19 protein-coding genes and 1 pseudogene are annotated in these 21265 nt (G+C 70.6%); 12 read left to right on the forward strand and 8 right to left on the reverse strand.

The window, feature by feature from the left end:
- Positions 1 to 51: 51 nt before the first annotated feature.
- Together ACQPZG_RS03330 and ACQPZG_RS03335 are read right to left on the reverse strand one after the other, a co-directional pair.
- Positions 52 to 1191, reverse strand: a complete 1140-nt coding sequence (locus tag ACQPZG_RS03330; protein WP_433544231.1) for a TerC family protein — start codon at positions 1189 to 1191, stop codon at positions 52 to 54.
- Between the two features lie 457 nt (positions 1192 to 1648).
- Positions 1649 to 3169 carry a potassium/proton antiporter gene (locus tag ACQPZG_RS03335; protein ID WP_433544232.1) on the reverse strand — a complete coding sequence of 507 codons (1521 nt, stop codon included), beginning with the start codon at positions 3167 to 3169 and terminating at the stop codon, positions 1649 to 1651.
- Between the two features lie 656 nt (positions 3170 to 3825).
- Here ACQPZG_RS03335 and ACQPZG_RS03340 point away from each other — a divergent pair.
- Positions 3826 to 4341: a hypothetical protein gene (locus ACQPZG_RS03340; protein WP_433544233.1), complete on the forward strand. Its 516-nt coding sequence runs from the start codon at positions 3826 to 3828 to the stop codon at positions 4339 to 4341.
- On the opposite strand, the gene ACQPZG_RS03345 is transcribed toward ACQPZG_RS03340, so the two are convergent.
- The gene (locus ACQPZG_RS03345; protein WP_433544234.1) at positions 4338 to 5348 is read right to left on the reverse strand and encodes a polysaccharide deacetylase family protein; all 1011 of its coding nucleotides are present in this window, start codon (positions 5346 to 5348) and stop codon (positions 4338 to 4340) included. The genes ACQPZG_RS03340 and ACQPZG_RS03345 overlap by 4 nt on opposite strands.
- A gap of 200 nt (positions 5349 to 5548) precedes the next feature.
- Between ACQPZG_RS03345 and ACQPZG_RS03350 the strand changes: the two genes are divergently transcribed.
- On the forward strand, positions 5549 to 7165 hold the full coding sequence (locus ACQPZG_RS03350) for a putative glycoside hydrolase (protein WP_433544235.1): 1617 nt from the start codon (positions 5549 to 5551) through the stop codon (positions 7163 to 7165).
- A 304-nt stretch (positions 7166 to 7469) separates the two neighbouring features.
- Here ACQPZG_RS03350 and ACQPZG_RS03355 read toward each other — a convergent pair whose 3' ends face one another.
- The gene (locus ACQPZG_RS03355; protein WP_433544627.1) at positions 7470 to 8393 is read right to left on the reverse strand and encodes an alpha/beta fold hydrolase; all 924 of its coding nucleotides are present in this window, start codon (positions 8391 to 8393) and stop codon (positions 7470 to 7472) included.
- A gap of 111 nt (positions 8394 to 8504) precedes the next feature.
- Here ACQPZG_RS03355 and ACQPZG_RS03360 point away from each other — a divergent pair, with 111 nt between their 5' ends.
- Together ACQPZG_RS03360 and ACQPZG_RS03365 are read left to right on the forward strand one after the other, a co-directional pair.
- Entirely contained in the window at positions 8505 to 9074 is a 570-nt protein-coding gene (locus ACQPZG_RS03360) for a TetR/AcrR family transcriptional regulator (protein WP_433544236.1), read from the forward strand.
- A 375-nt stretch (positions 9075 to 9449) separates the two neighbouring features.
- Entirely contained in the window at positions 9450 to 10466 is a 1017-nt protein-coding gene (locus ACQPZG_RS03365) for a hypothetical protein (protein WP_433544237.1), read from the forward strand.
- Positions 10467 to 10632: 166 nt separating this feature from the next.
- Here the strand turns inward: ACQPZG_RS03365 and ACQPZG_RS03370 are convergent, their stop codons facing one another.
- Positions 10633 to 10986, reverse strand: coding sequence for a hypothetical protein (locus ACQPZG_RS03370; protein WP_433544238.1), 354 nt, complete (start codon positions 10984 to 10986; stop codon positions 10633 to 10635).
- A 480-nt stretch (positions 10987 to 11466) separates the two neighbouring features.
- Complete coding sequence (locus tag ACQPZG_RS03375; RefSeq protein ID WP_433544239.1) at positions 11467 to 11856, reverse strand: thiol-disulfide oxidoreductase DCC family protein; 390 nt, start codon at positions 11854 to 11856, stop codon at positions 11467 to 11469.
- Between the two features lie 144 nt (positions 11857 to 12000).
- On the opposite strand from ACQPZG_RS03375, the gene ACQPZG_RS03380 reads away from it, so the two are divergent.
- Positions 12001 to 12444, forward strand: coding sequence for a hypothetical protein (locus ACQPZG_RS03380; protein ID WP_433544240.1), 444 nt, complete (start codon positions 12001 to 12003; stop codon positions 12442 to 12444).
- A gap of 190 nt (positions 12445 to 12634) precedes the next feature.
- Here ACQPZG_RS03380 and ACQPZG_RS03385 read toward each other — a convergent pair whose 3' ends face one another.
- A complete protein-coding gene (locus tag ACQPZG_RS03385; protein ID WP_433544241.1) occupies positions 12635 to 13102 on the reverse strand; it encodes a hypothetical protein in 468 nt (155 codons plus the stop codon).
- A 263-nt stretch (positions 13103 to 13365) separates the two neighbouring features.
- Here ACQPZG_RS03385 and ACQPZG_RS03390 point away from each other — a divergent pair, with 263 nt between their 5' ends.
- The 6 genes and pseudogenes from ACQPZG_RS03390 (at position 13366) to ACQPZG_RS03415 (ending at position 18794) form a co-directional block, all read left to right on the forward strand.
- The gene (locus ACQPZG_RS03390) at positions 13366 to 13971 is read left to right on the forward strand and encodes a helix-turn-helix domain-containing protein (RefSeq protein ID WP_433544242.1); all 606 of its coding nucleotides are present in this window, start codon (positions 13366 to 13368) and stop codon (positions 13969 to 13971) included.
- Entirely contained in the window at positions 13968 to 15368 is a 1401-nt protein-coding gene (locus ACQPZG_RS03395; protein ID WP_433544243.1) for an MFS transporter, read from the forward strand. Before ACQPZG_RS03390 ends, ACQPZG_RS03395 begins: the two co-directional genes overlap by 4 nt.
- Before the next feature lie 270 nt (positions 15369 to 15638).
- A complete protein-coding gene (locus ACQPZG_RS03400) occupies positions 15639 to 15812 on the forward strand; it encodes a hypothetical protein (RefSeq protein WP_433544244.1) in 174 nt (57 codons plus the stop codon).
- Between the two features lie 206 nt (positions 15813 to 16018).
- On the forward strand, positions 16019 to 16180 hold the full coding sequence (locus tag ACQPZG_RS03405) for a carbohydrate-binding protein (RefSeq protein WP_433544245.1): 162 nt from the start codon (positions 16019 to 16021) through the stop codon (positions 16178 to 16180).
- A gap of 615 nt (positions 16181 to 16795) precedes the next feature.
- Positions 16796 to 17919 (forward strand): annotated as a pseudogene (locus tag ACQPZG_RS03410) (IS630 family transposase).
- Between the two features lie 158 nt (positions 17920 to 18077).
- Positions 18078 to 18794 carry a VOC family protein gene (locus ACQPZG_RS03415; RefSeq protein WP_433544246.1) on the forward strand — a complete coding sequence of 239 codons (717 nt, stop codon included), beginning with the start codon at positions 18078 to 18080 and terminating at the stop codon, positions 18792 to 18794.
- Positions 18795 to 19006: 212 nt separating this feature from the next.
- Here the strand turns inward: ACQPZG_RS03415 and ACQPZG_RS03420 are convergent, their stop codons facing one another.
- On the reverse strand, positions 19007 to 19630 hold the full coding sequence (locus ACQPZG_RS03420) for a hypothetical protein (protein WP_433544247.1): 624 nt from the start codon (positions 19628 to 19630) through the stop codon (positions 19007 to 19009).
- Between the two features lie 227 nt (positions 19631 to 19857).
- Here ACQPZG_RS03420 and ACQPZG_RS03425 point away from each other — a divergent pair, with 227 nt between their 5' ends.
- Positions 19858 to 21099, forward strand: a complete 1242-nt coding sequence (locus tag ACQPZG_RS03425) for a glycosyltransferase (protein ID WP_433544248.1) — start codon at positions 19858 to 19860, stop codon at positions 21097 to 21099.
- The last annotated feature ends 166 nt before the right edge of the window (positions 21100 to 21265 follow it).

Consider the following 21265-nt stretch of genomic DNA (forward strand, 5'->3'; position numbering starts at 1 on the left):
GGGCGGGCCAGCAGTTCGTGGAGCGGGGAGCGGCCCGGTCAGGCGTCCCGGTCAGGCGTCCCGGCCGGACGAACCGGCAGGCGGCTCGGGGGCGTCTGCCGCAGGCGGGGGGCCGGTGTGTCCGCTGGTCGCGGAGGCGGACCGTCCTGCGGTGTGCTCGGACTCGTCCGCGGCGGCGGGCGGCTGCGGGTCCGTCGGCTCCGCCACCGCGCCCACCGCACCGTCCTGCTGACCGTCCGTCGGTCCCTCGGGCTTCGTCGGAGCGGGCCTCTTGAGGCTGAGCACCACGGAAGCCGTCAGCACGACGACGATGAGCGCGAGGCTGACCAGCGACGGGATCTCCGGAATGCTGGGGCTGATCATCTTGTGCGAGGCCTGGAAGATGAGTTTGACGCCGATGAAGGCGAGGATGATCGCCAAGCCCTTGCTGAGGTAGTGGAAGCGGTCCAGCAGGCCGGCGAGCATGAAGTAGAGGGCCCGCAGGCCGAGGATCGCGAACGCGTTGCTGGTGTAGACGATGAAGGCGTCGTCGCTGACCGCCAGGACGGCCGGAACGCTGTCGACGGCGAAGATCAGGTCGGCCGCCTCGATCGCCGCGACCACCGCCAGCAGCGGGGTCGCCACCCGCTTGCCGGCCTCCTTGACGAAGAACTTCGCCCCGGCGTACTCGTCCTGGACCGGGACGACCTTGCGGAGCAGCCGGACGGCGAAGCTGCGGCCCGGGTCGAAGGTGTCCTCCTCGCCCTTCAGCAGCTTGTAGGTGCTGTAGAAGAGGATCGCCGCGAAGACGAACAGCACGGCGGTGAAGCGGCTGACCACGGCCACACCGAGGGCGAGGAAGATGCCGCGGAAGACGAGCGCGCCGATGACGCCGAAGAACAGCACGCGGTGCTGATAGGCGCGGGGCACCTTGAAGTACGCGAAGATCACCGCGAAGACGAACAGGTTGTCGACCGACAGGCTCTTCTCCAGCAGCCACGCCGTCGTGTACTCCGTACCGGCGCCGGTCCCCAGGACGAGGAAGACGACCGCTCCGAAGATCAGGGCGAGGGTCACCCACACACCGCTCCAGGCGGCCGCCTCCTTGAAACCGATGACGTGCGCCTTGCGATGGGACAGCAGGTCCACCGCCAGCGACACGACCACTGTCACGGCGAATGCCACCCACAGCCAGAGCGGGACTTCAAGCACACCCAACCACCTCACAATGGAATCGCACGCGACACGGCCCCCCTCCGGAAGTGTCCTGCAACGCTCCCCCGGAAACATGCGCCCGGGGCCGGAAAGAGGCACGACATGAGTGACGGCGCTCCAGCAGGGCACAGGATTCGGCCGCACCCCGACATCGACCGGGGCCTCGGCCACTCGTGACGTCATGGCCGGTGCACACGGTCAGGAACTCCTGTACGTCAGTGAACCAGAAGCCGCCCCGGCGAGCTGCGCTCCGTCGCCGCGCAATATACACATCGCGCCAATTGTTTCGCCGGAGGAGGCTTACGGGACGGACGAGGCGCTTGAGCACGAGGGCTCCGGCCGCGGCCGCCGGAACAGAAGAGCGCTCCCGTCGCAGGAGCCCCTCACCAGGCGGTCGCAGGAGCCCGTCATCCGGTGGATGCAGGAGCCCATCATCCGGCGGTCGCAGGAGTCCCTACTCGGCAGGTGGGCGGTGGGGCAGGGGGCCGCCGGTTTCACCGAACCAGCGGGCGAGCTTGCCGCGCCGTCCCACGGCCCGCAGTCGGCGTTCGGCCGCGTCGCGCACCTCCGGCGTCGTGATCAGCAGGAGTTCGTCCCCGGCCCGCAGGACGCTGTCCGGACGGGGTACGAGGGTGGTTCCGTCCCGCAGGATCAGGGTGAGCACGGTCGGGGGCGGGAGGCGCAGTTCGAAGACCGCGACGCCGTGCAGTCGGGACCTGTCAGGAACGGTGAGGGTGAGCAGGTCCGCGTCCAGCAGGTCCAGCGGCGCGGTCTCCACCTGGACGTCCCGCAGCGCGTCGGCCCGGGTGAGGCGCAGCAGTCGGGCCATGGCCGGGAGGCTGGGGCCTTGGACGAGGGTGAACAGGACGACGAGTACGAACACGATGTTCAGGAGCCGGTCCGCGTCCTGGACCCCGGCGACGATCGGGAACGTGGCCAGAACGATCGGCACCGCGCCGCGCAGCCCGGCCCAGGACATGAACGCCTGTTCGCGCCACGGGAGCCGGAACGGCAGCAGGCACACCAGGACGGAAACGGGCCGTGCGGCCAGTAGCAGCACGAGCCCGACGACCACGGCGGGGAGAACGGCGGCGGGGAGCTCGTTGGGCGTGACCAGCAGCCCGAGCATGACGAACAGGCCGATCTGCGCCAGCCATCCGGCCCCTTCCGCGAAGGAGCGGGTGGCCGCGCGGTGGGGGAGCTTGGCGTTTCCGAGGACGAGGGCGGACAGGTAGGCGGCGATGATGCCGCTGGCGCCCGCGGCGCCGCCCGCCGCGAAGGCGACGATGCCGAACCCGACGGTAGCGAGCGGGTACAGCCCGGTGGCGGGCAGGGCGATGTGGCGCAGGGCCGCGGCTCCCAGCCGGCCGATGGCCAGCCCGAGCAGGGCGCCCACGACGAGCTGGTAGAGGACGTTGCCGGCGATGTGGACCGGATCGGGAAGGTCCGCGGCGGCGGTGCTGAACACCAGGACGAGGATGATCGTCGGCGCGTCGTTGAATCCGGACTCGGCCTCCAGGAGGCCGGTGACCTTCTGCGGGAGGGGCAGGGCACGCAGTACGGCGAAGACGGCGGCGGCGTCGGTGGAGGAGACGATCGCACCGAGCAGCAGGGCCAGGTGCCAGTCCATCCCCAGCAGCCAGTGCGCACCGGCCGCGGTGACCAGGACCGACAGTGTCACACCCGCGGTGGCCAGGACGCCGGCCGGCAGCAGCAGTCGCCGGACGTCGCTCCATTGAGTCGTCAGACCGCCTTCCACGAGGATGACGGCGAGAGCGGCTGTGCCGAGGGACTGGGCGAGGGCCGCGTTGTCGAAGTGCAGACCGAACACGTCCTCGCCGAGCAGCACGCCGACGCCGAGGAAGAGCAGCAGACTGGGCAGACCGAGACGGTGCGCGGCACGGGCGGCGGCGATGCTCGCGAGCAGCACCACGCCACCCACCAGGAGGATCAGGTACAACTCCTGGAGCGTCACCCGGCCGCCGCTCCTCGCCCCGGCCGCGACCGGACCAGTGCCCTCGCCGTGCGATCACCGCGGCGGGCCGAAGAGACGACCGGTGAGGTCGGCGGCGACGTCGGAGCGAGCGAGGAGCGGTTCACGGGCGCCCACCGGGCACGCCACCACCGGGAGCGGCGCGCACCGTGCCGCCTTTCGCCCGTGCGGGCGCCTCCGGAGCGCGCAGGGCGGGCGCGCACGTACGGGGGCGAAGGCAGGGCGGGCGCGCACGTACGGGGGCGAAGTACGCACGCAAGGGCGGCCGTCCGGTGGGTTACGGGCCCCAGCGGGTACGGCGGCCGGTCGTCGAAGCGCACCATCGGTCCTCCTTCGCCACGGCACAGCGACCCTCACGGACGTTCTCCGAGCGGTCGTCCGCGCTCCACGCCCCACCTGCTTCCCCTTGCACACGCGTCCCACCGTCGCTTCCATGGTGCAGGGCATCGGCGTCGAGCGGTATCGGGATCAGTACTCATGTCCGGCGCTCGTGGGGAACCGGCGGCGCGCAGACAGTTGTGCGGCATTGGAGTGACGGGTCGCCGCCGTCCCGGTGGGACGGCGCACCGGGGGAACATTTTCGCCACGGCGCCCACACCGCGCAGTCAGCAGCGGGTTCCGCCCCGAAAGGACCTCCCATGGCAGAACAGCCCAGCACCGCCTTCCCCGCACTGAGCGCCGAGAACCTGGAGGCGCTGATGCTGGACGAACGGGCTCAGCTCTTCGCACGCGCCCTCTCCGAGGAGGAGAACAGCGCTCTCTACGGCATGCTTCCCGCCGAACTCGTCATCGAGAGCCGGGTCCTGGCGGTCGCGGCGGAGATGAGCGCCCACGGAGCCACCGCCGCTCCGCAGGAGGTCCGGTTCGCAGCCGCGGACCGGGTGGCCAGACTGCCGGACGCCGGGCTGCCGCTGCACAACGAGACGGAGTGGAGGTCGGGCCAGGACAGCCATATGGAGATCGACATCTGCCGGCTCATGGCCCAGCTTCCCGCCGGGCCGCTCGCCGACATCCTGGCCACACTTCCCACCGGCCGGCAGGACCGGCTCCGGTCCGTGCTCGCGAGGATGCTCGCCGACCACACCCCTCCGCCGCACGAGGACCTCCCCGCCGAGGACGGCCCACTGCCCGCCGACCCCGGCAGGGGGATCTAGTAGGGGCGCGCCTGCCCGGCGAACGCCGGAGCCAGCTTGTCCCGGGCCGCACGGGGGAAGGCGACCGTGCGCGGGTCGCCGTCGGACACGTACCAGCTCTTCTGCGCGGCGAGCCGGTCCAGCCAGCGGGCGGACCCCAGCTCGGCGTCCTCGTCCTTGGGCCCGGCCGAACGGATACGCGGAATCGCCGTAGGGGCGAATTCCCCGGCGTACGGCGAGAGCGAGGGGTTGGAGCCCACCAGGTAGACCCCGCTGTACCGGTACCCCTTGCCCTGTGCGGCCACCCCGGCCGGCTCGGGCATCGCCCCGAAGGGCAGCGCCAGCGAGGTGACGGGGGTTCCGGGGGCGGCCTTCTCGATCGCCCGCTGGCCCGCCGCGATGGCCCCGGCCGCGCCCGCCGCGTCCAGGGAGCGGAGGTTCTGGTGCTGGTCGGTGTGGTTGCCGATCTCGTGACCCTGCTTCTTCAGCCACGTCAGCGCCTTGTCGGGGCCGGTGGCCGAGAAGGCGTCCGCGTTGACGAAGAACGTCGCCACGGGCTTGAACCCGGGATACTTCCGCGCCGTCTCGGCCAGGATCGCCACGGCCGTGTCGGGGGCGGGCGCCCCGTCCGGACCCAGCCGCACCTGGCTGTTGGTCGAGTCGTCGAAGGTCAGGACCACCGGGTGCGTTCCGGCCGGTGTGTCGATGCGCCCCTCCTGGAAGTCCCGGGCGGTCACCGGCACGTACTTCTCGCGGGCGAGACGTTCGAGCTCGGCCCGGAAGTCGGCCGGGGTGCGGTCGTAGACGCTGGTGGGCTTCTCGGTCAGCTGGTGGTACATGAGGACGGGCACCTGACCGAGTTCGTTCACGCCGAGTTCCGCCGGGTTCCCCGCGGCGGCGGGGCTCGCCGCCGCGGGGGACGCGGCGGCCGGACGCTCCGCGGCGGCCGGTGGCGCCCCCGAGGAGCAGCCGGTGGCGAGCAGAGCGGCGCCGGTCAGGGCGCAGAGCGGGCGTAGCCGGTGACGCATGGGTGCCTCCAAGACGAACGTGTCGCGCCCATCCCTACCGGCCTGGGGATCGCCCGTACCGCACTGCCCCCTGGATGGCGCAGTCGCCACGCGGGGAGGCACACACCCGGCCGGGTGACATCCGCGCCGGGAAGGAGAAGTGACGCGTCAGGGCGGCAATCACTGAAAGGAACACCCCAGCCACTCCCGAAGGACACCAGATGGCTACGTGCGACATACCGAACCCCTCCCCCCGCCGCCGACGCCGCACGGGCAGACGCACCCTGCTGGCGACGGCCGGAGTGCTCGCCGTGGCCGGGGCCGGCGTCGGGGCCTGGACCTTCCTCGCCCCCGGGTCCGCGGTGCGGGGCCTGGCCGACGGAGACGTACTGGACAAACAGCGCGCCACCCAGGTGAGCGCCTACCTGGACGCCAGGGGGGACGGCGCCAAGGACCTGCGCACCACCCTCGACGGCGCGCCAGTGCCCGTCCGCACCGAGGGCGACCGGATCAAGCTCGCGCTTCCGCGTCTCACCGAGGGGCGTCACACACTGGTCGTGGAGGGTGGCGGCAGCTTCCCGTTCGGCTCCTCCCGCGAGGTCGTGGACTTCACCGTGGACACCACCGCACCCGAGCTCGACGTCGCGGTTCCCCAGGTGAAGCAGACCGACAAAGAGGTGACGCTCACCGGCAAGGCCGCCACCGACGCGAAGGTGACCGTCGACGGCAAGGAGGTACCCGTCGACGACGCCGGGACGTTCCGTGCCACCGTGGCCAAGGGCACGCCCGCCGTGCAGGTGGCCGCCGTGGACCGGGCCGGCAACACCACGACGCGCACCGTGTCCGCCCAGGGCCGCCGCCCGATGATCCGTGCCGCGCACATCACCGCCATCGGCTGGGGCGACGACACCCTCCGCAAGGGCATCCTCGACCTGGTGCGCAGCGGCAAGCTCAACGCCGTGCAGCTGGACGTCAAGGACGAGGACGGCGAGGTCGGGTACAACTCCCAGGTGCCGCTGGCACGGAAGATCGGCGCGGCCAAGGGCTACTACGACGCCCGCAAGGCGGTGGCCGAGATCCATGCGGCCGGAGCCCAGGTCATCGGCCGCATCGTCGCCTTCCGCGACCCCCTGCTCGCGACAGCGGCCTGGAAGTCGGGGCAGCGCGAGCAGGTCGTGCTGACCTCCGCCGGGCAGCCCTACGGCGGCGGCAACTACGGCGCCCTCGCCTTCACCAACTTCGCCGACCCCACGGTCCGCAAGTACAACCAGGACCTCGCCGTCGAGGCGGCGCGGCTCGGCTTCGACGACGTCCTGTACGACTACGTGCGCCGCCCCGACGGCCCGCTGTCCGGAATGCGTTTCCCGGGCATCGGGTCCGCCACCCCGGAACAGTCCATCACCTCGTTCGTCGCCGAGACCCAGACCGCGATGCGTCCGCACGGCAAGTACCTCGGGGTCTCCGTCTTCGGCATAGCGGCCACCCGGCCCACCGAGATCGCCCAGGACATCCCCGCCCTGGCCAAGGTCAGCGACTACATCGCGCCGATGGTCTACCCGTCCCACTGGGGGCCGGGCGAGTACGGGGTGGCCGCGCCCGACACGTCGCCGTACGCGATCGTCCACCGCTCCCTCGCCGACTTCGCCCGCCAGACCAAGAACACCCAGAGCGAAGTCGTCCCGTGGCTCCAGGACTTCTCCATGGGCAGCACCTACGGGCCCGCCCAGGTGGCCGACCAGATCAAGGCAGCCGCCGCGAACAACATGAAGTCCTTCATCCTCTGGAACGCCGGGGCCCGTTACCAGGGCGCGGCGCTCCAGCAGATCGCGGCGTCGTGAGCCGCTGACACGACCCGCTGAGAGTTGCGCGGGTGCGCCCCGACCACCGGGGCGCACCCGCGCACAGTGCTGTTCCGGCCTGTGGCGAATCGTGCGCCACCGCTTCCCGGGCCGCGAACCCCCACGTCAGGACGGGTGCCGGGGCCGGTTCCGGGCCGCCCTCGCCCGTGGCCAGGACTCCGAGCACTTCGCGCACACGGCCGCCGCAGCCGCCGACGCCTCACCGGCCCCGTCCGTGCGATGCAGCCTCACCGGCCCCGTCAGTGCGACGCGGCCGCACCGATGCCATCTGTGCGGCGCGGCCTCACAGGTTCCGCCGCAGGAAGTCCCTTACCAGGAAGGCTATTTCGCTCCCGTGGGTCTCCAGGGCGAAGTGGCCCGCGTCCAGCAGGTGGATCTCCGCGTCCGGCAGGTCCCGGGCGAACGCTTTGGCTCCCGCCGGGCCGAAGATCTCGTCGCCCGCGCCCCAGGCGACGAGGGTCGGCGGGCGGTGCGTGCGGAAGTACTCCTGGAAGCGGGGGTACTGCTCCAGGTTGAACCGGTAGTCCCAGAAGAGCTGGAGCTGGATCTCCTTGTTGCCGGGCCGGTCCAGGCCCGCCTGGTCGAGGAGCCACGCCTCGGGCGCGATCCGCTCCAGGCGATCGGCCGGGACGCCGTGCTCGTACTGCCAGCGGGTCGCCTCGACGGTCAGCAGCTTCCGTACGTCGCCCTCGTGCGCGGCGCGGTCGGCGGCGTGCCGGAAGAGCACATCCCAGAACGGGGTGAAGCCCTCCTGGTACGCGTTGCCGCTCTGGGTGATCAGCGCGGTGATCCGGTCCGGCTGGGCGGCGGCGATCCGCAGGCCGATCGGCGCGCCGTAGTCCTGCACGTAGAGGGCGAACCGCTCGACCCCGAGACGGTCCAGGAGGCCGACCGTCACCTCGGTCAACTTCTCGAAGCTGTACGGGAACTCGTCGACCGACGGGGTCGCCGAGCGGCCGAATCCGACGTGGTCGGGGGCGATCAGCCAGAACTCGTCGGCGAGTTCGGCGAGGAGCTGCCGGTACATGTGGGAGCTGGACGGGAAGCCGTGCAGCAGTACCAGCGCCGGCCGGGTCGGGTCGCCCGCCTCGCGGTAGAACACCTCGACCCCGTCGACGTCGACCGTCCGGTACCGCACGCCGGACGCCTCGCCGTGGACCTCGCCGTGAATCTGGTCGTGAATCTGGTCGTGAATCTGGTCGTGCATCGAGTCGGAATCAGGCACAACTCACCCCTGGAATCAAGGGAGAACGAACGTTCTCCCGCTGTCGGCTAAGATAGGAGAACGATGGTTCTCAAGGCAAGGGGTGACGGAGGAATGGAGACGGAGCCGGCCGAGATCCGCGTCCTGGACGCCGCCGAGACCCTGTTCGACGAACGTGGTGTGCAGGCCGTCGGCATGGACGCCATCCGCACCGCGTCCGGTGTCTCGCTCAAGCGCCTCTACCAGGCCTACCCGTCGAAGGTGGAACTCCTGGAGGCCGTGCTGCGGCGGCGGGACGAAGCGGTCACCGCGGGCATCGAGAACTACGTCGCGGCCCGCAGCGATCCGCGCGCACGGGTGCTGGCCGTGTTCGACTTCCTGGCCGACTGGTTCGCCGACCCTGCCTTCCGGGGCTGTGTCTTCATCAACACCTACGGCGAGATGGGCGGCATCTCGGAGAGCGTGGCGGCGCTCGCGCGGGAGCACAAGCTCGGCCTCCGGTCCCGGCTGGCCGGCCTCCTTGCGGAGACCGACGTTCCCCCGGCCGCCACGGAGTCGCTCGCCACCCAACTCGCCCTGCTGGCCGACGGCGCGATGGTCACCGCCGCCCTCACGGGTACGCGGGACGCGGCACAGCAGGCGAAGGCCGCGGCCGGGCTGCTGCTGGACGCGGCCACCACCTGACCTTCCGGCACGGACGCCCGCCGAGACGGCTGCCCCGGCGCGAACGGTCACACCGAGTGCGCCGCGCACCAACGACGGCTGCGCGCGGCGCACTCGGTCCAGGGGGCGGCGTGCAGCAGCGCCATGCGCAGGTGCTCGTGCTGAGAGCGCGGAGAACAGCGGCGCGTCGGGCGGGCAGGGCAGGCGGGGGCGTGCCGTTCCGGGTGCCGTAGGTTGTGCCCACAACATCCTTTTGCGAAGGGGGACATGATGAGCGCATTCGGTACGGGGCCGGTCAGTCGGCGAGGGCTCATACGGATCGGCGGAGGCGCTGCCGCCGGTCTGGTTCTGGGTGGTGCCACCGCCGCCGCGGCGGCGCAGACCGCGGGGGGAGCCATGACTGCCGCGGGAGCGGCGGCTCTGCCCACCTCACCGTCGTTCGACTTCAGCGACGGCGCGACCGCCCTGTTCATGCACAAGCAGGCGTGGTGCCCGACCGTGATGCAGTGCGCGGGCTACGACCACATCAACAAGCACTGGTACGTCGCCCAGGTCATGTACAACCCCGGCGACGGGGTGTCCTACGCGAAGCGCAAGAGCGAGGGCGACATCGCGATCACCAAGCTGAGCGCGGACGGTTCGACCAAGCTGGGCCGGATGTACCTGCGCGGTTTCGGGCACGGCGCACAGATCGGTGTCGAAACGACGGGCGCGGGCTCGGCTCCGTACATCTGGATCGAGTACGACTCGAAGCCCAACTCCTCCGACACGGGCTTCGGCACCAAGCTCTGCCGGATCAAGTACATGGGCCCCGCAGCCAGCCAGCCGCCCCGCAGCTTCCACTGGGACGACCCGGCCGACCGCACGGCGATGAACTTCAAGGACCGGACGCCGGACCCGCTCAAACTCCCGGGCGCCGGCACCACGCTGGGTTCACCGCGACCCGTCGTCGACATGCAGCACAAGCGCGTGCTGGTGCGCTTCACCCGCAACGGACAGCTCCAGTGCGCCGTCTGGGACCTGAACACGGCCGTCGCCGCCCCGCTGGGCGCGCCGCTGCACCACTTCGCGGACCTGCCCCGGCCCGTCCACGCCGCCCAGGGGTTCTGCCTCTACGGCTCCTACCTGTACATGTACGAGGGCGAGCCCTACGCGGGCGGCGGTCCGACGAACACGGCCGACGTGGGCACCACCCACATCACCAAGATCGATCTCAACACGGGTGCCACGCAACGCGGACTCACCCGCGCACTGAAGAGCCTCGTGTTCCGGGAGCCCGAGGGGATGAACATCATGCTGGTCCCCGACGAGGCTCGCCCCGGAGCCTTCCGTCCCCGTCTGACCTTCGGCTTCGCCTCGGGCGAGTCCGGCGACCGACGGGTGAACATCGCCTACAAGGACGCCCTGATCTGACGGCGGAACCGGCGGGTCGCCCCGGGGCTCCGACATCCCCGACGCCTGCCCGCCGGTGTGCCCGGCGAACACGTCCGGTGCGCGGCGCGCGTACCCGGTCGGCCTGGCCGGACGGACGGCCCGCACTCGCCTTCGCGCGAGTGCGGGCCGTCGCCTTCACCGCGGATCAGCAGCTGGAGGCGGAGCTGATGCGGATCTTGTCGACCACCCAGGAGTTGAACGTGGTGGTCGTGTTGGGCGGGGTGCACCAGGTCCGGCCGTTGGTGAAGTGGGTGTGGACGATGTCGTCGCGGCGGGTGTTCACCATCGAAGTGGCGCCCTTGCTGGCACCGAGGTTCTGCCAACCGCTGGTGACGTCCTTGAACTGGCCCGTCTTCGTCGCCCCCTTGTAGAAGCAGACGTACGGGTACGGGCAGCTGGCTGCTGCCTGCGGAGCCGCCGAAGCCAGTGGGGCGAAGGCCAGGCCGGAGCCCACCGCCACGGCGGCGGTCAGGACGGCGAGGCGTTTGCGAATGAACATCGGGTCGGGTTCCTTCCCGGTCACGGGCCCGGGTCCCCTGGTGGGACGCCCCGAGTCGGCCCGTGGTGCGAAGTGACATGACGCCGACGGTCACTCGGCGCCACGGTGCTTGCTCGGCCACGAACCTACTGACGCGTCCGGCGCCCGGGTAGGCGGTCCTCGGTCAAAGTTGTGGGGTCGGCGGGAACCGGCCGCGACCCCCGTGGGACCGGCCGACTGGCGGTCGTCCGAGCGAGAGACCGGGGACGCAGCGGATGTGCTCGCCGCCCCCTCCCCCCGGCGGGCTGCCGGGCGGGCCAGGGCCCGCATCTCATGCAAGACCCGCACCCCCCCACAGACGTTGAGAGACACTCACAGCGTCCTCCAGTACCCACGCCTGGCCGGTGTGCACGGTGATCAGGGACGGGAGTGCTCCCGTACGGGAGGCCGCCCCGCGGACCCCCGCATGCGTGACGTGCGTCCGGCCGGCCCGTCCCTCCGCTACGGGTCCGGCGTTCCACGACCGGGCAGGGCGCACTCTGCCGTCCCTCCCGGCAGGCGGTGACGGTTGTCCGCCACCAACCGGTAGACGCCGTGGGCGACCCAGCGCAGTGGCGGCAGCATGAGCAGCGCCCCGAGCAGGGACCACCCCCGCCCCGCGCTCAGCAACGCCTTCGCCACGGCTCGGGCGCCGCCGTACACGGTTCCCGTCGGCGTCACCCACAGCACCTCGTGCTGGGCTCGCTCCTGGGTGAGTCCGAGCGTCCGCAGGTCCGCGCGCTGCCACGCGACGATCGCGCAACGGGGCCGGACACGTCGTTCCACGAACCTCACGGAGGTGGTGCAGAAGCCGCAGTCACCATCGAAGACGAGCACAGGCCGAGTTCGCATGACCCCATCATGACCTCCGCGCCCCGACGCCGCGGCTGCGGGTGCGTGCGCTCGCGGAAGTGCGCCCTGGGTGGAGCAGGCGCGAAGGCTCATACTGCTGTCGGACGTACCGATTCCTCGCTGGAAGAAACCGGGAGAGTACACGTGAACACCATCCAGTCCGTTCTCCGATCGCGTCGGTCGGCCTCGAAGGGGCGCTCCCTGGGCGTGCTCGTCGCCAGTCTCGTCCTGGCCGTCCCCACGGCGCTGCTCGCCTCCGCCGCACCGGCGTCCGCGGCTTCTGTGTCTTCTGCGGCCCGGACTCCCGCCTGCGGGTCGGGCTACGTCTGCATCTACAAGGGCGACATCTTCGACGGCGGTTCCCACCACCCCATGGTGTACCGGTTCTATCGCTACGGCACGTACAACGTCGCCAACCTCATCGGCGACTACACGGTCAAGAACTGCCAGACGGGCGGGGCCGGAGTGCAGGGCCTCACGGGGTACAACGGCACGGGAAGCGTGGCGTGGAACCTCAATGTCAACAACTGCAGCACAGGGCTGTGGACGAGCCTCACCTCGACGAACTCGGTGAGGGTGTACGCCTGATCCTGTTCGGTCGGGACGTGTGCCGGGCGATGCCGGGCGAGCCGAGAGGCGAGCGGAGGCGCTCGCCCGGGCGCGTCGCCCGGCAGTCCCGCACCGACGGCTGACGGCGGTCCCGCCCAGCCCGTGCCACCCACGGCCATCGGGCCGGGAGGAAGAGGCCCGAAGTACGTCCCGGGCCTCTGGCGGCGGTTCAGCGGACCAGCGGCGAAGCACCGGCCACGAATGCCTCGATCGCCTCTCTCGCACGGGCGTCCAGGGTGTCCCGTTCGGCCTGGTCCCGCGCAGTCGACACGTCCCGGGTGCACTGGTAGGCATGCTCGGCGGCGTGGACCACTCCTTGGTCGTCAGTGAGCAACTTGACCCGATAGAGCACTTGCCGGGTCGCTGTGCGGAGGCGGTGCGCTTCGTCGCGTGCCGTGAGGAACGCTTCCCCGTCAGGTCCCTGCTGCTTGCGGTACCAGCGGCCCGCCTGGCCGTGGCGGTAGTCCTCCACCGCCGCCGCGAACGAGCTGTACGTGGCGATGCGCTCCTGCCGGAGTGCTTCGGACCGCGCGAACAGCTCACTGCGTCCGGACGCGAGGCGCTGGAAGAGGTGTGTGATCACGGCACCCATGAGTGTGCCCCCGACCGCTACGGCGCTTGTCCATATGGCTTCCATGGCATCAGCTGATCACACACGAGACTGACGCGTCATCAGGTCACACCGCCAGGCCGCCCAGCGGTACGAGCCGACGCAGGTCAAGCCCCGGAGAGCCCCGAGCGCACGAGTAGGCGCCCGTTCTCCACGGCGCATGGGCGGACAACCACAGCCGAGCCATTGCGTGCGCGGGTCGTCAAGAGTCGTGGCCACGCTGATGGTTGGCAGAGTTCCCTTCGCAGAGACTCCTATGCAGAGAACCCTCTGCAACATATCCTGACCTCATGTCCGAAGAACCCGAACGCGTGCCCCAGCCCGCCGGACCCGCCCGGCGTCTGGATGCGCGCAGCCTGCGCGGGCTGGCCCATCCGCTGCGCATGAACATCTACGAGCTGCTCGGTCTGGACGGCCCCGCCACTGCCACGAGGCTCGCCGAACGCCTCGGAGAGAACACGGGGACCGTCAGTTGGCACCTGCGTCACCTCGCCGAGCACGGCTTCATCGAGGAGGAATCCGGACGCGGCACCAAACGTGAGCGCTGGTGGAAACGGGTCGACGTCCCGAACGAGCTGAACACCGCTGATTTCCGCGACGACCCCGACACCCGGGGCGCCCTCTCGGTCTACCTGCACGAACTGGCCCAGCAGTACTTCAGCCGGGTCGTGAAGTACTTCGGTGAGGACTGGGACGACACGTGGCGGAGCGCCGGCACCGTCTCGGACTGGAGCGAGCTACGGATGACCCCACAACAACTGGAGGAACTCAACGCGGAGTTGATGGCCGTCATCGCACGCCATACCCCGGCGCCGGATGCCGAACCGGCCCCGGACTCGCTGCCGGTCGTCGTGCAGTTGCAGTCCTTTCCCCGCAAGGAGGGCGGCACGGCATGAGGGAGGGCAGCCGCGGGAGTGCACGTGGTGGCGTACGTGGTGGCGTACGCGGTGGCGTACGCGGTGGTCTTCTGCGTCGCCACCGCGATTTCCGCCTGCTGTGGTGCGGCGAGACGGCCGGGAGGTTCGGCGCGTCCGTCACCGGCGTGACGATGCCGCTGATCGCCGTCTCCACCCTGGACGCGAGCACCTTCGAGGTCGGTCTGCTGAGCGCCGCGGCCTGGGCTCCCTGGTTGGTCGTCGGTCTTCCGGTCGGCGTCTGGGTGGACCGGTCGCGCCGCAGAACGATCATGCTGGCCGCCGCCGCGGTCTCCCTCGTGCTCTACGCCGGTGTCCCCCTCGCCGCATGGTCGGGCCGGCTGAGCATCGGGCTCCTGCTGGCCGTCGCCCTGCTGACCGGCACGGCCGCGGTGTTCTTCCAGACCGCCTACACCGCCTACCTCCCGAGCATCCTGGAACCCGACGACCAGCCCGAGGGCAACGCCAAACTGCACGGCAGCGCGTCCGCCGCGCAGATCGCCGGGCTCGGTTCCGGCGGGCTGATCGCACAGTTGGCAGGTGCGGTGAACGGGATGTTCGCCAACGCGGCGACGTTCCTCGTCTCCCTGCTGTGTCTCGCGGGCATCCGGCATCGTGAGCCGCGCACCGCCGGACCCGGACGTCGCCGCACCTCACTGGTCGGCGAAGTCCTTGAAGGTCTGCGCCTGGTGGCGATCGACCCCTGGTTCCGTACGTTCACCCTGTTCGGAGCGGCCTCCAACCTGGCCCTGATGGGATACCAATCGATCCAAGTCGTCTTTCTGGTGCGGAGCGTCGGTCTCTCCCCGGGGACGGTCGGCGCACTCATCGCGGCCACCAGTGCCGGAGGCGTCGCCGGGGCGTTCGCCGCACGCCGGGTCGCCCACCGGATCGGTACGGCCCGCGCGACACTGGTGTGCGAGCTGGGCCTTCCCACGCTGGGTCTGCTCATCCCGCTGACCGTCGGCGGGGCGGGGGTCGTGCTCTTCGTACTCGGCGGCTTCAGCGTCTCCGCGGGCGTCGTCGCGGGCAACATCCTCAAGGCGAGCTTCCAGCAGCGCTACTGTCCGCCGGACCTCCTCGGTCGTCTCACCGCGAGTACGGCATTCCTCAGTTACGGAACGATCCCCGTCGGAGCGCTTCTCGGTGGCGTTCTCGGAACCGCGTTCGACCTCCGTACCGCCATGGCCCTCACGACAGCGGGGATTCCGCTCGCCGCACTGATCCTGCTCTTCTCCCCGATCCGCCGAGCACGGGACCTGCCGACGACCCGCCGGCCAACGGATGATTCCGCACTCCCGTCGGCCTCCGGCGCGGAGTCGGCGCGGAGGGTGCCGTGGGGAAGCCGTAGCCCGAGCAACAGGGTTGACGAGGCCTGAGCGTGCGTGCCGCGTCCCGTGCGGCTGCCACGGTGGCCCCGTCGAAGACGTTCGCGGTGGCAGCCGTCGCGGCGCGATGTCCCGCGTCGCGTGAAGTGCGGGGGCGCACCGGCGCGGAGAGGTGGGGGCCCGCCGGGTGTGGCAGCGCGTGCGGGTGGGGGCCGCGGGTACCCGTTCTGTGGTCAACAGCGAGGAAGAGACCGAGGGGAGCGCGGGATGCCGGGTCACCGACCGCCGACGTGGACCAAACCAGGGGCCAGGTGGGTCCGCGTGCTGTGCTGGCCGATGCTGCTGCTGAGCGCCGTCCTGCTGGTGTGGCGAGTAGCCGGAGGGGCCGAGGCCGGGCAGATCATTGTCGCGGCCACCACCGTGTTCGTCTTCGTGTGCGTTCTGATCAGCAATCGTTCCGCGAAGCGGCGAGCCGAACAAGACCCTGTGCCGTGACCCACCGCCCCAGGCGCGACGGGGCACACCGGGTCCGTGTTCCACGCGCGCCGAAGTGTCGTCCGGTGCCACGAAGAACTGCACGATGATGCTCACCCGCGCATCGTCGTCCACCACGACGACGGGCCGTAGGGCTAACGCGCCACGCATACGTGGGATGATTCCCGACGTCGGCAGCGTGCCGACCACGGGAAGGGGGCCCTCGCATGGCCGCAGGATTTTCGGCGTGGAAAGTCAACCAGCAGTACGCGGTGAACGACCGCACGTCCCTGAATGGCAAGCACTACCTCTGTCTGCTGGCGCACAAGTCCAATTCGGCGAACAATCCCAAGGGCGCCGTGAAGTTCTGGAAGCGCTACGAGACCTGACGGATCTGCCTGGCCGGACCACCGTCTCGGCGCCGGCGCAACGCCGATTTGTCCGGTGTCGGCTACGTACGGAAGAGACGAGGCCAACGACCGGACAGTGGCGTGCCATCCCGTGCGGCCCGCTGATGCGGCCTTCGGCGCAGCCTTTTCGACCGGTGGCTCGCCGCCGGGGGACGGGTGGGCCACATCTGGTGGCAGTGCGGCTCAACCCCCCTCCCGCGCCCTGTGCACTCCCGATCCGCCCCCGCCGCGAATTTGAGGCTGCCGCGAGCTGTGCCCGGCCGTCAGTGCGTCGTCGGTGTCCACCTGGGCGGCAGCTACGGCGACCGCTACGCCCTCTACGCGGTGACCGTCCCCGACCCTCCGCGGCCACGACGGTCCGGACGGGGGACATTCGCGGCGAAGCGGGGTCCCCGGAATCTGCCCGTTGCTGCCGGCGCTTTCGGGACCGTCCCCGCCGGGGCGGGCTGCACGCGCCGGCTCCTTCTAGGACAGGCTGCACCCGCGACGGCCCCCTGCCGGAGCGGGCTGCCTACTGCTCTGACCGCATTGGTTCGCCGGGTGGGCCTTCGGAGCGGTTGGATGGCGACGTTCGTTCCGACCGCTGGAGGTGTGGTGGCCGAGCTTGTGCGGGTGCGCCGATTGACCGATCAGGAAGGGCAGAAACTGCAGCAGATCCTGCGCCGGGGCAGTACCAGCTCGGTGCGTTACCGGCGGGCGATGATGCTGCTGGCCTCGGCCGGCGGAAACCGTGTCCCGGTGATCGCCCAGCTCGTCCAGGCCGACGAGGACACCGTCCGCGATGTGATCCACCGCTTCAACGAGATCGGCCTGGCCTGTCTGGACCCTCGGTGGGCGGGAGGCCGTCCCCGCCAACTCGGCCCTGACGACGAGGACTTCGTCGTCCTGACGGCCACCGCCCGCCCGACCAAGCTCGGCCAGCCCTTCACCCGCTGGTCGGTCCGCGAACTCGCCGCCTACCTGCGCCGCGTACACGGCCGCGTCATCCGCATCGGCCGTGAAGCCTTACGGTGCCTGCTCCTGCGCCGCGGCATCACCTTCCAGCGCACCAAGACCTGGAAGGAGTCGCCCGACCCCGACCGTGACGCCAAGCTCGACCGCATCGAAGAGGTACTGGAACGCTTCCCGGGCCGGGTCTTCGCCTTCGACGAGTTCGGCCCCCTCGGGATCCGGCCCACCGCAGGCTCCTGCTGGGCGAAGCAGGGCAGGCCCGACCGCCTGCCGGCGACCTACCGCCGCACCCACGGCGTCACCTACTTCCACGGCTGCTACTCCGTCGGCGACGACACGCTGTGGGGAGTGAACCGCCGCCGCAAGGGCACCGCCAACAGTCTGGTCGCGCTGAAGTCGATCCGCGCCGCCCGCCCCGACGGCGCCCCGATTCACATCATTCTGGACAACCTCTCCGCCCATACCGGAGCGGACATCCGCCGCTGGGCGAAGAAGAACAAAGGTCGAGTTGTGCTTCACCCCGACCTACGCCTCCTGGGCCAACCCGATCGAGGCCCACTTCGGCCCGCTGCGGCAGTTCACCCTCGCCAACTCCCACCACCGCAGCCACCCCGCGCAGACCCGGGCCCTGCACGCCTACCTGCGCTGGCGCAACGCCAACGCCCGCCACCCCTGACGTCCTGGCCGCCCAGCGCAGGGAACGCGCCCGCATCCGCAGCGAGAAGGGCATTCGCTGGGGCGGACGCCCCCTGACGGCCGCAGCCTGATCCAGACCGGCGAAGACTGGACACGCCTGCGAAGGCTCGAATCGGTGCGGTAGGAACCGGTTTGCCGCCGCCCCTTCCCCGCAGCGCAGCCAAAAATCTCTTGCGGAGTCGTCCGAGCACCCGATACCCAGCATCGAGACGACGACAAGGAGCACAGGATGACGACCCGTCTGGGTTCATTGAACGAGTTCTGCTGGATGGACCTCAAAACCCGTGACTCAGCCGGCACCGCCACCTTCTTCTCAAAGACGCTGGGCTGGCGCTTCGCGGTGGACGAGAAGGACTGGCGAAAGGCCACCAAGATAGCCATCGACGGCCACCTGATCGGCAGCGTGAGCGACCTGGCGAACCCGGTCTATCCACCGGGAATACCCGCCCATATCGCCTATTATCTCGCAGTCGACAACGTCGATCGCCGTGCCGAAGCGGCGACGGTGAACGGCGCTCGTCTTGTCGTGCCTCCCTTCGACGCGGGCGACCAGGGGCGCATGGCGACATTGATCGATCCAGTAGGCGCCGCCTTCTCCCTATGGCAGCCACGCAACTTCACCGGATGGAAATTCCCGTCCCACTTGGCAGGTGCCCCGCACCGCATGGTCCTGACGTGCGACCAGCCTGAGAAAGCCCGGCACTTTTACGACAAGACGACGGGGACACCTCTGAACTGCGCCGATTTCATCGCCACACGTGGACCCAGTGCATCCGCCCCGCAGTGGGAACTTGCGGTCGACGTCGAGGATCCGGACACCGTCGTCGCCCGCGCACACGATTACGGCCAAGGCCCGGCCACCTGGTTCGAGGAAACCGGTCGCCGTGTTGTGCGGTTGAGCAGCCCAGAGGGACTGACATTCCTGGTCCGCTGCCTTGAGCAGTGACTCGGCCGTCGATCAGGCGGTGGTCGCAGCCTGGCCCAACCCGGCGGACCTATGCGGTCAGAGCACTATGCCGGCTCCAGCCTGGAGGGCGCTGAGGAGACCGCCCCGAGACGAACACTCCGGAGCCCGGCCCTCCTTCCGCGCCGCGCGGGCCGTGGATGCTGCAGACGGCAGTCAAGGGTCACGCCGTTCTGCCGTGGCGCCCTCGTGGGTCAATGTCCGCCGCGGGGTTCCGTGCAGCCGCCCTCCAGGTACGCCCCGTGGGCCTCGAACGTGGCTCGGGGGCCGAGTTGTCCTGTGACGCAAGGGCCGATCCCGGGGACGAGGTAGGAGAAGCCGAGGGTGTGGCCGGTTCGGTGGACGCTGCCGTCGTCGGACTCGTAGCCGAGGCGGGTGAGGGCGGTGACCAGCTCCGCCTCCTGCACGAAGGCCGCGGCGTCCGGGCCGGTGAGTGCCTTCTCGATGCGTCGAGCATGGGCCTCGCCGCGGCAGCGTGCTTCGGGCGTGAGCCGCGTCTGCTGCTTGAAGGCGTGGTTCTCGGCGTACTTGGCAGCCTCAGAATCGCTGGGCACCGGCTCCGGCCTGTCCGGCGCGGCGGTCGGAGCCGCGCCGTCGCCGCTCTTGCAGCGGGCCGCGACGTCCGGGAACTTCCTGTCGTGGGCGGTCTTGGCGGCGCGCTCCGACGCCGTGCGACCGGGGGCCGTCGGTGAAGCGAGGGCGGTCGGAGGCGGCGGGTCGGTTCCTGCGCCTGTGGGCATGGTGCCGCACGCGGTGAGCGTGAGCAGCCCGAGGGTCAGGACGGCCACAGCCGAGTGCTGGTGCGAGGGGCGGCTCACGGGGGGCTTCCTTGTCGTCTACGGGATCGGAACTCGGCGATTATGCCTGGCCTTGTTGCCTTGTTGCCTTGTTGCTCGCTGCTCGCTGCTCGTGGACTGGCGGCCTCGTGGTGGCTTGGTGGCCTTCGCCGGTTTCGCTGTGCCGGGCCGGTCGGAGCGGTGTGTGCCGGGCTCGTATCGTGTGTGTGGAAGCGACCCGCTGCCCCCCGTTCTGTCATGCTGTACCGGTGCGCGTACTGATCGTGACAGCGGGGAGTTGGGGCGATGTCGCCCCGTACACCGGGTTGGGGGCGCGGCTGCGTGCCGCGGGTCACGACGTGACCGTGGCGACCCACGAGCGTTTCGGGCCTGCGGTGACCGCCCATGGCCTCGGGTACCGTGCCCTGCCTGTCGACCCGCGCCAGGAGCTGGCCTCGCAGGCCGGTCAAGGGTTGGCCAGAGCGGTCAGTCCGCCTGTTGCCATGGCGCGAGTGGCCCGTATGGCGCGGGACTTCATGCCCCCGCTGGCCGTCGGCGTGGCGGATGCCGTACGGCAAGGCGCTGATGTCGTGCTGAGTTCCACGGTCACCGACCCCCTGTGTGCGGTGCTCGGCGAGGCGCTTCGGCTGCCGAGCATCGGGGTCTACCTCCAACCGGTCCAGCCCACCGGCGCCTTTCCGCCGCTGGTTACCGGTGCCCGCTCGTTCGGAACGCACGGCAACCGCCTGGCCGCGTACGCCCTGCAGGCCGGTACCGATCGGATCTTCGCTCCGGCCGCCGGGGCGTTGCGCCGCGAATTCGGTCTTCCCAGGCGGTGGTTCGGCGGGTTGCTGGGCCTGCCCCGCGGGCGTACGGTCCTGCACGGGTTCAGCCCTCGGGTCGTACCCCGTCCGGCGGACTGGCCCCCGGCGCACAAGGTCTGCGGCTACTGGTGGCCTCGGCCCGACCCGGGATGGGAACCGGACGCCCGACTGCTGGACTTCCTCGGCGCGGGACCGCCACCCGTCTTCGCCGGGTTCGGCAGCTGCGTGACCGCCGAAGCCCAGGCACTGAGCGCTCTGCTCGCCGACGCCATGCGCCGCGCGAAGGTGCGCGGAATCATCCAGGCGGGCTGGAGCGGCCTGCACGTGGAGAACGACGACGTGATCACGGTGCGCGAAGTGCCGCACGCCTGGCTGTTTCCCAGGACCGCGGCAGTCGTCCACCACGCGGGCGCGGGCACTACCGCGGCCGGGCTACGAGCGGGGGTTCCTGCCGTCCCCGTCCCGGTGCAGTTGGACCAGCACTTCTGGGCAGCCCGCCTGCACGCCCTGGGCGTCGCGCCGCCCCCGTTGCGCTTCCAGCGGCTCACCGCGGAACACCTCGCCCCTGCCCTTACCGAGGCCGTCCACAACCCCGCCCTGCGCGCACGCTCCCGCGAGCTTGCCGCGGCCCTCGCCGGGGAGGACGGCACACTCCAGGTCCTTGAGGCCCTCGCGCGGCTTGAGTGAACGTGCCAAGGGGCCCGTTTCACCCTGTCCGTGCCTCCGGAGCGAACAGGGCAGAGAGTCCTGTCGCGCCGCCCCTACCTCCGGAGTGAACGGGGCAGGGAGCCCCGTCCCGTGGTCCGTACCTCCGGGCCGGTCAGCCGGCCGAGGCGGGCCGGCCGCTTGTCCC

It is taken from the genome of Streptomyces sp. CA-294286, assembly GCF_050947155.1.
In the GTDB taxonomy this organism is placed as follows: Bacteria; Actinomycetota; Actinomycetes; order Streptomycetales; family Streptomycetaceae; genus Streptomyces.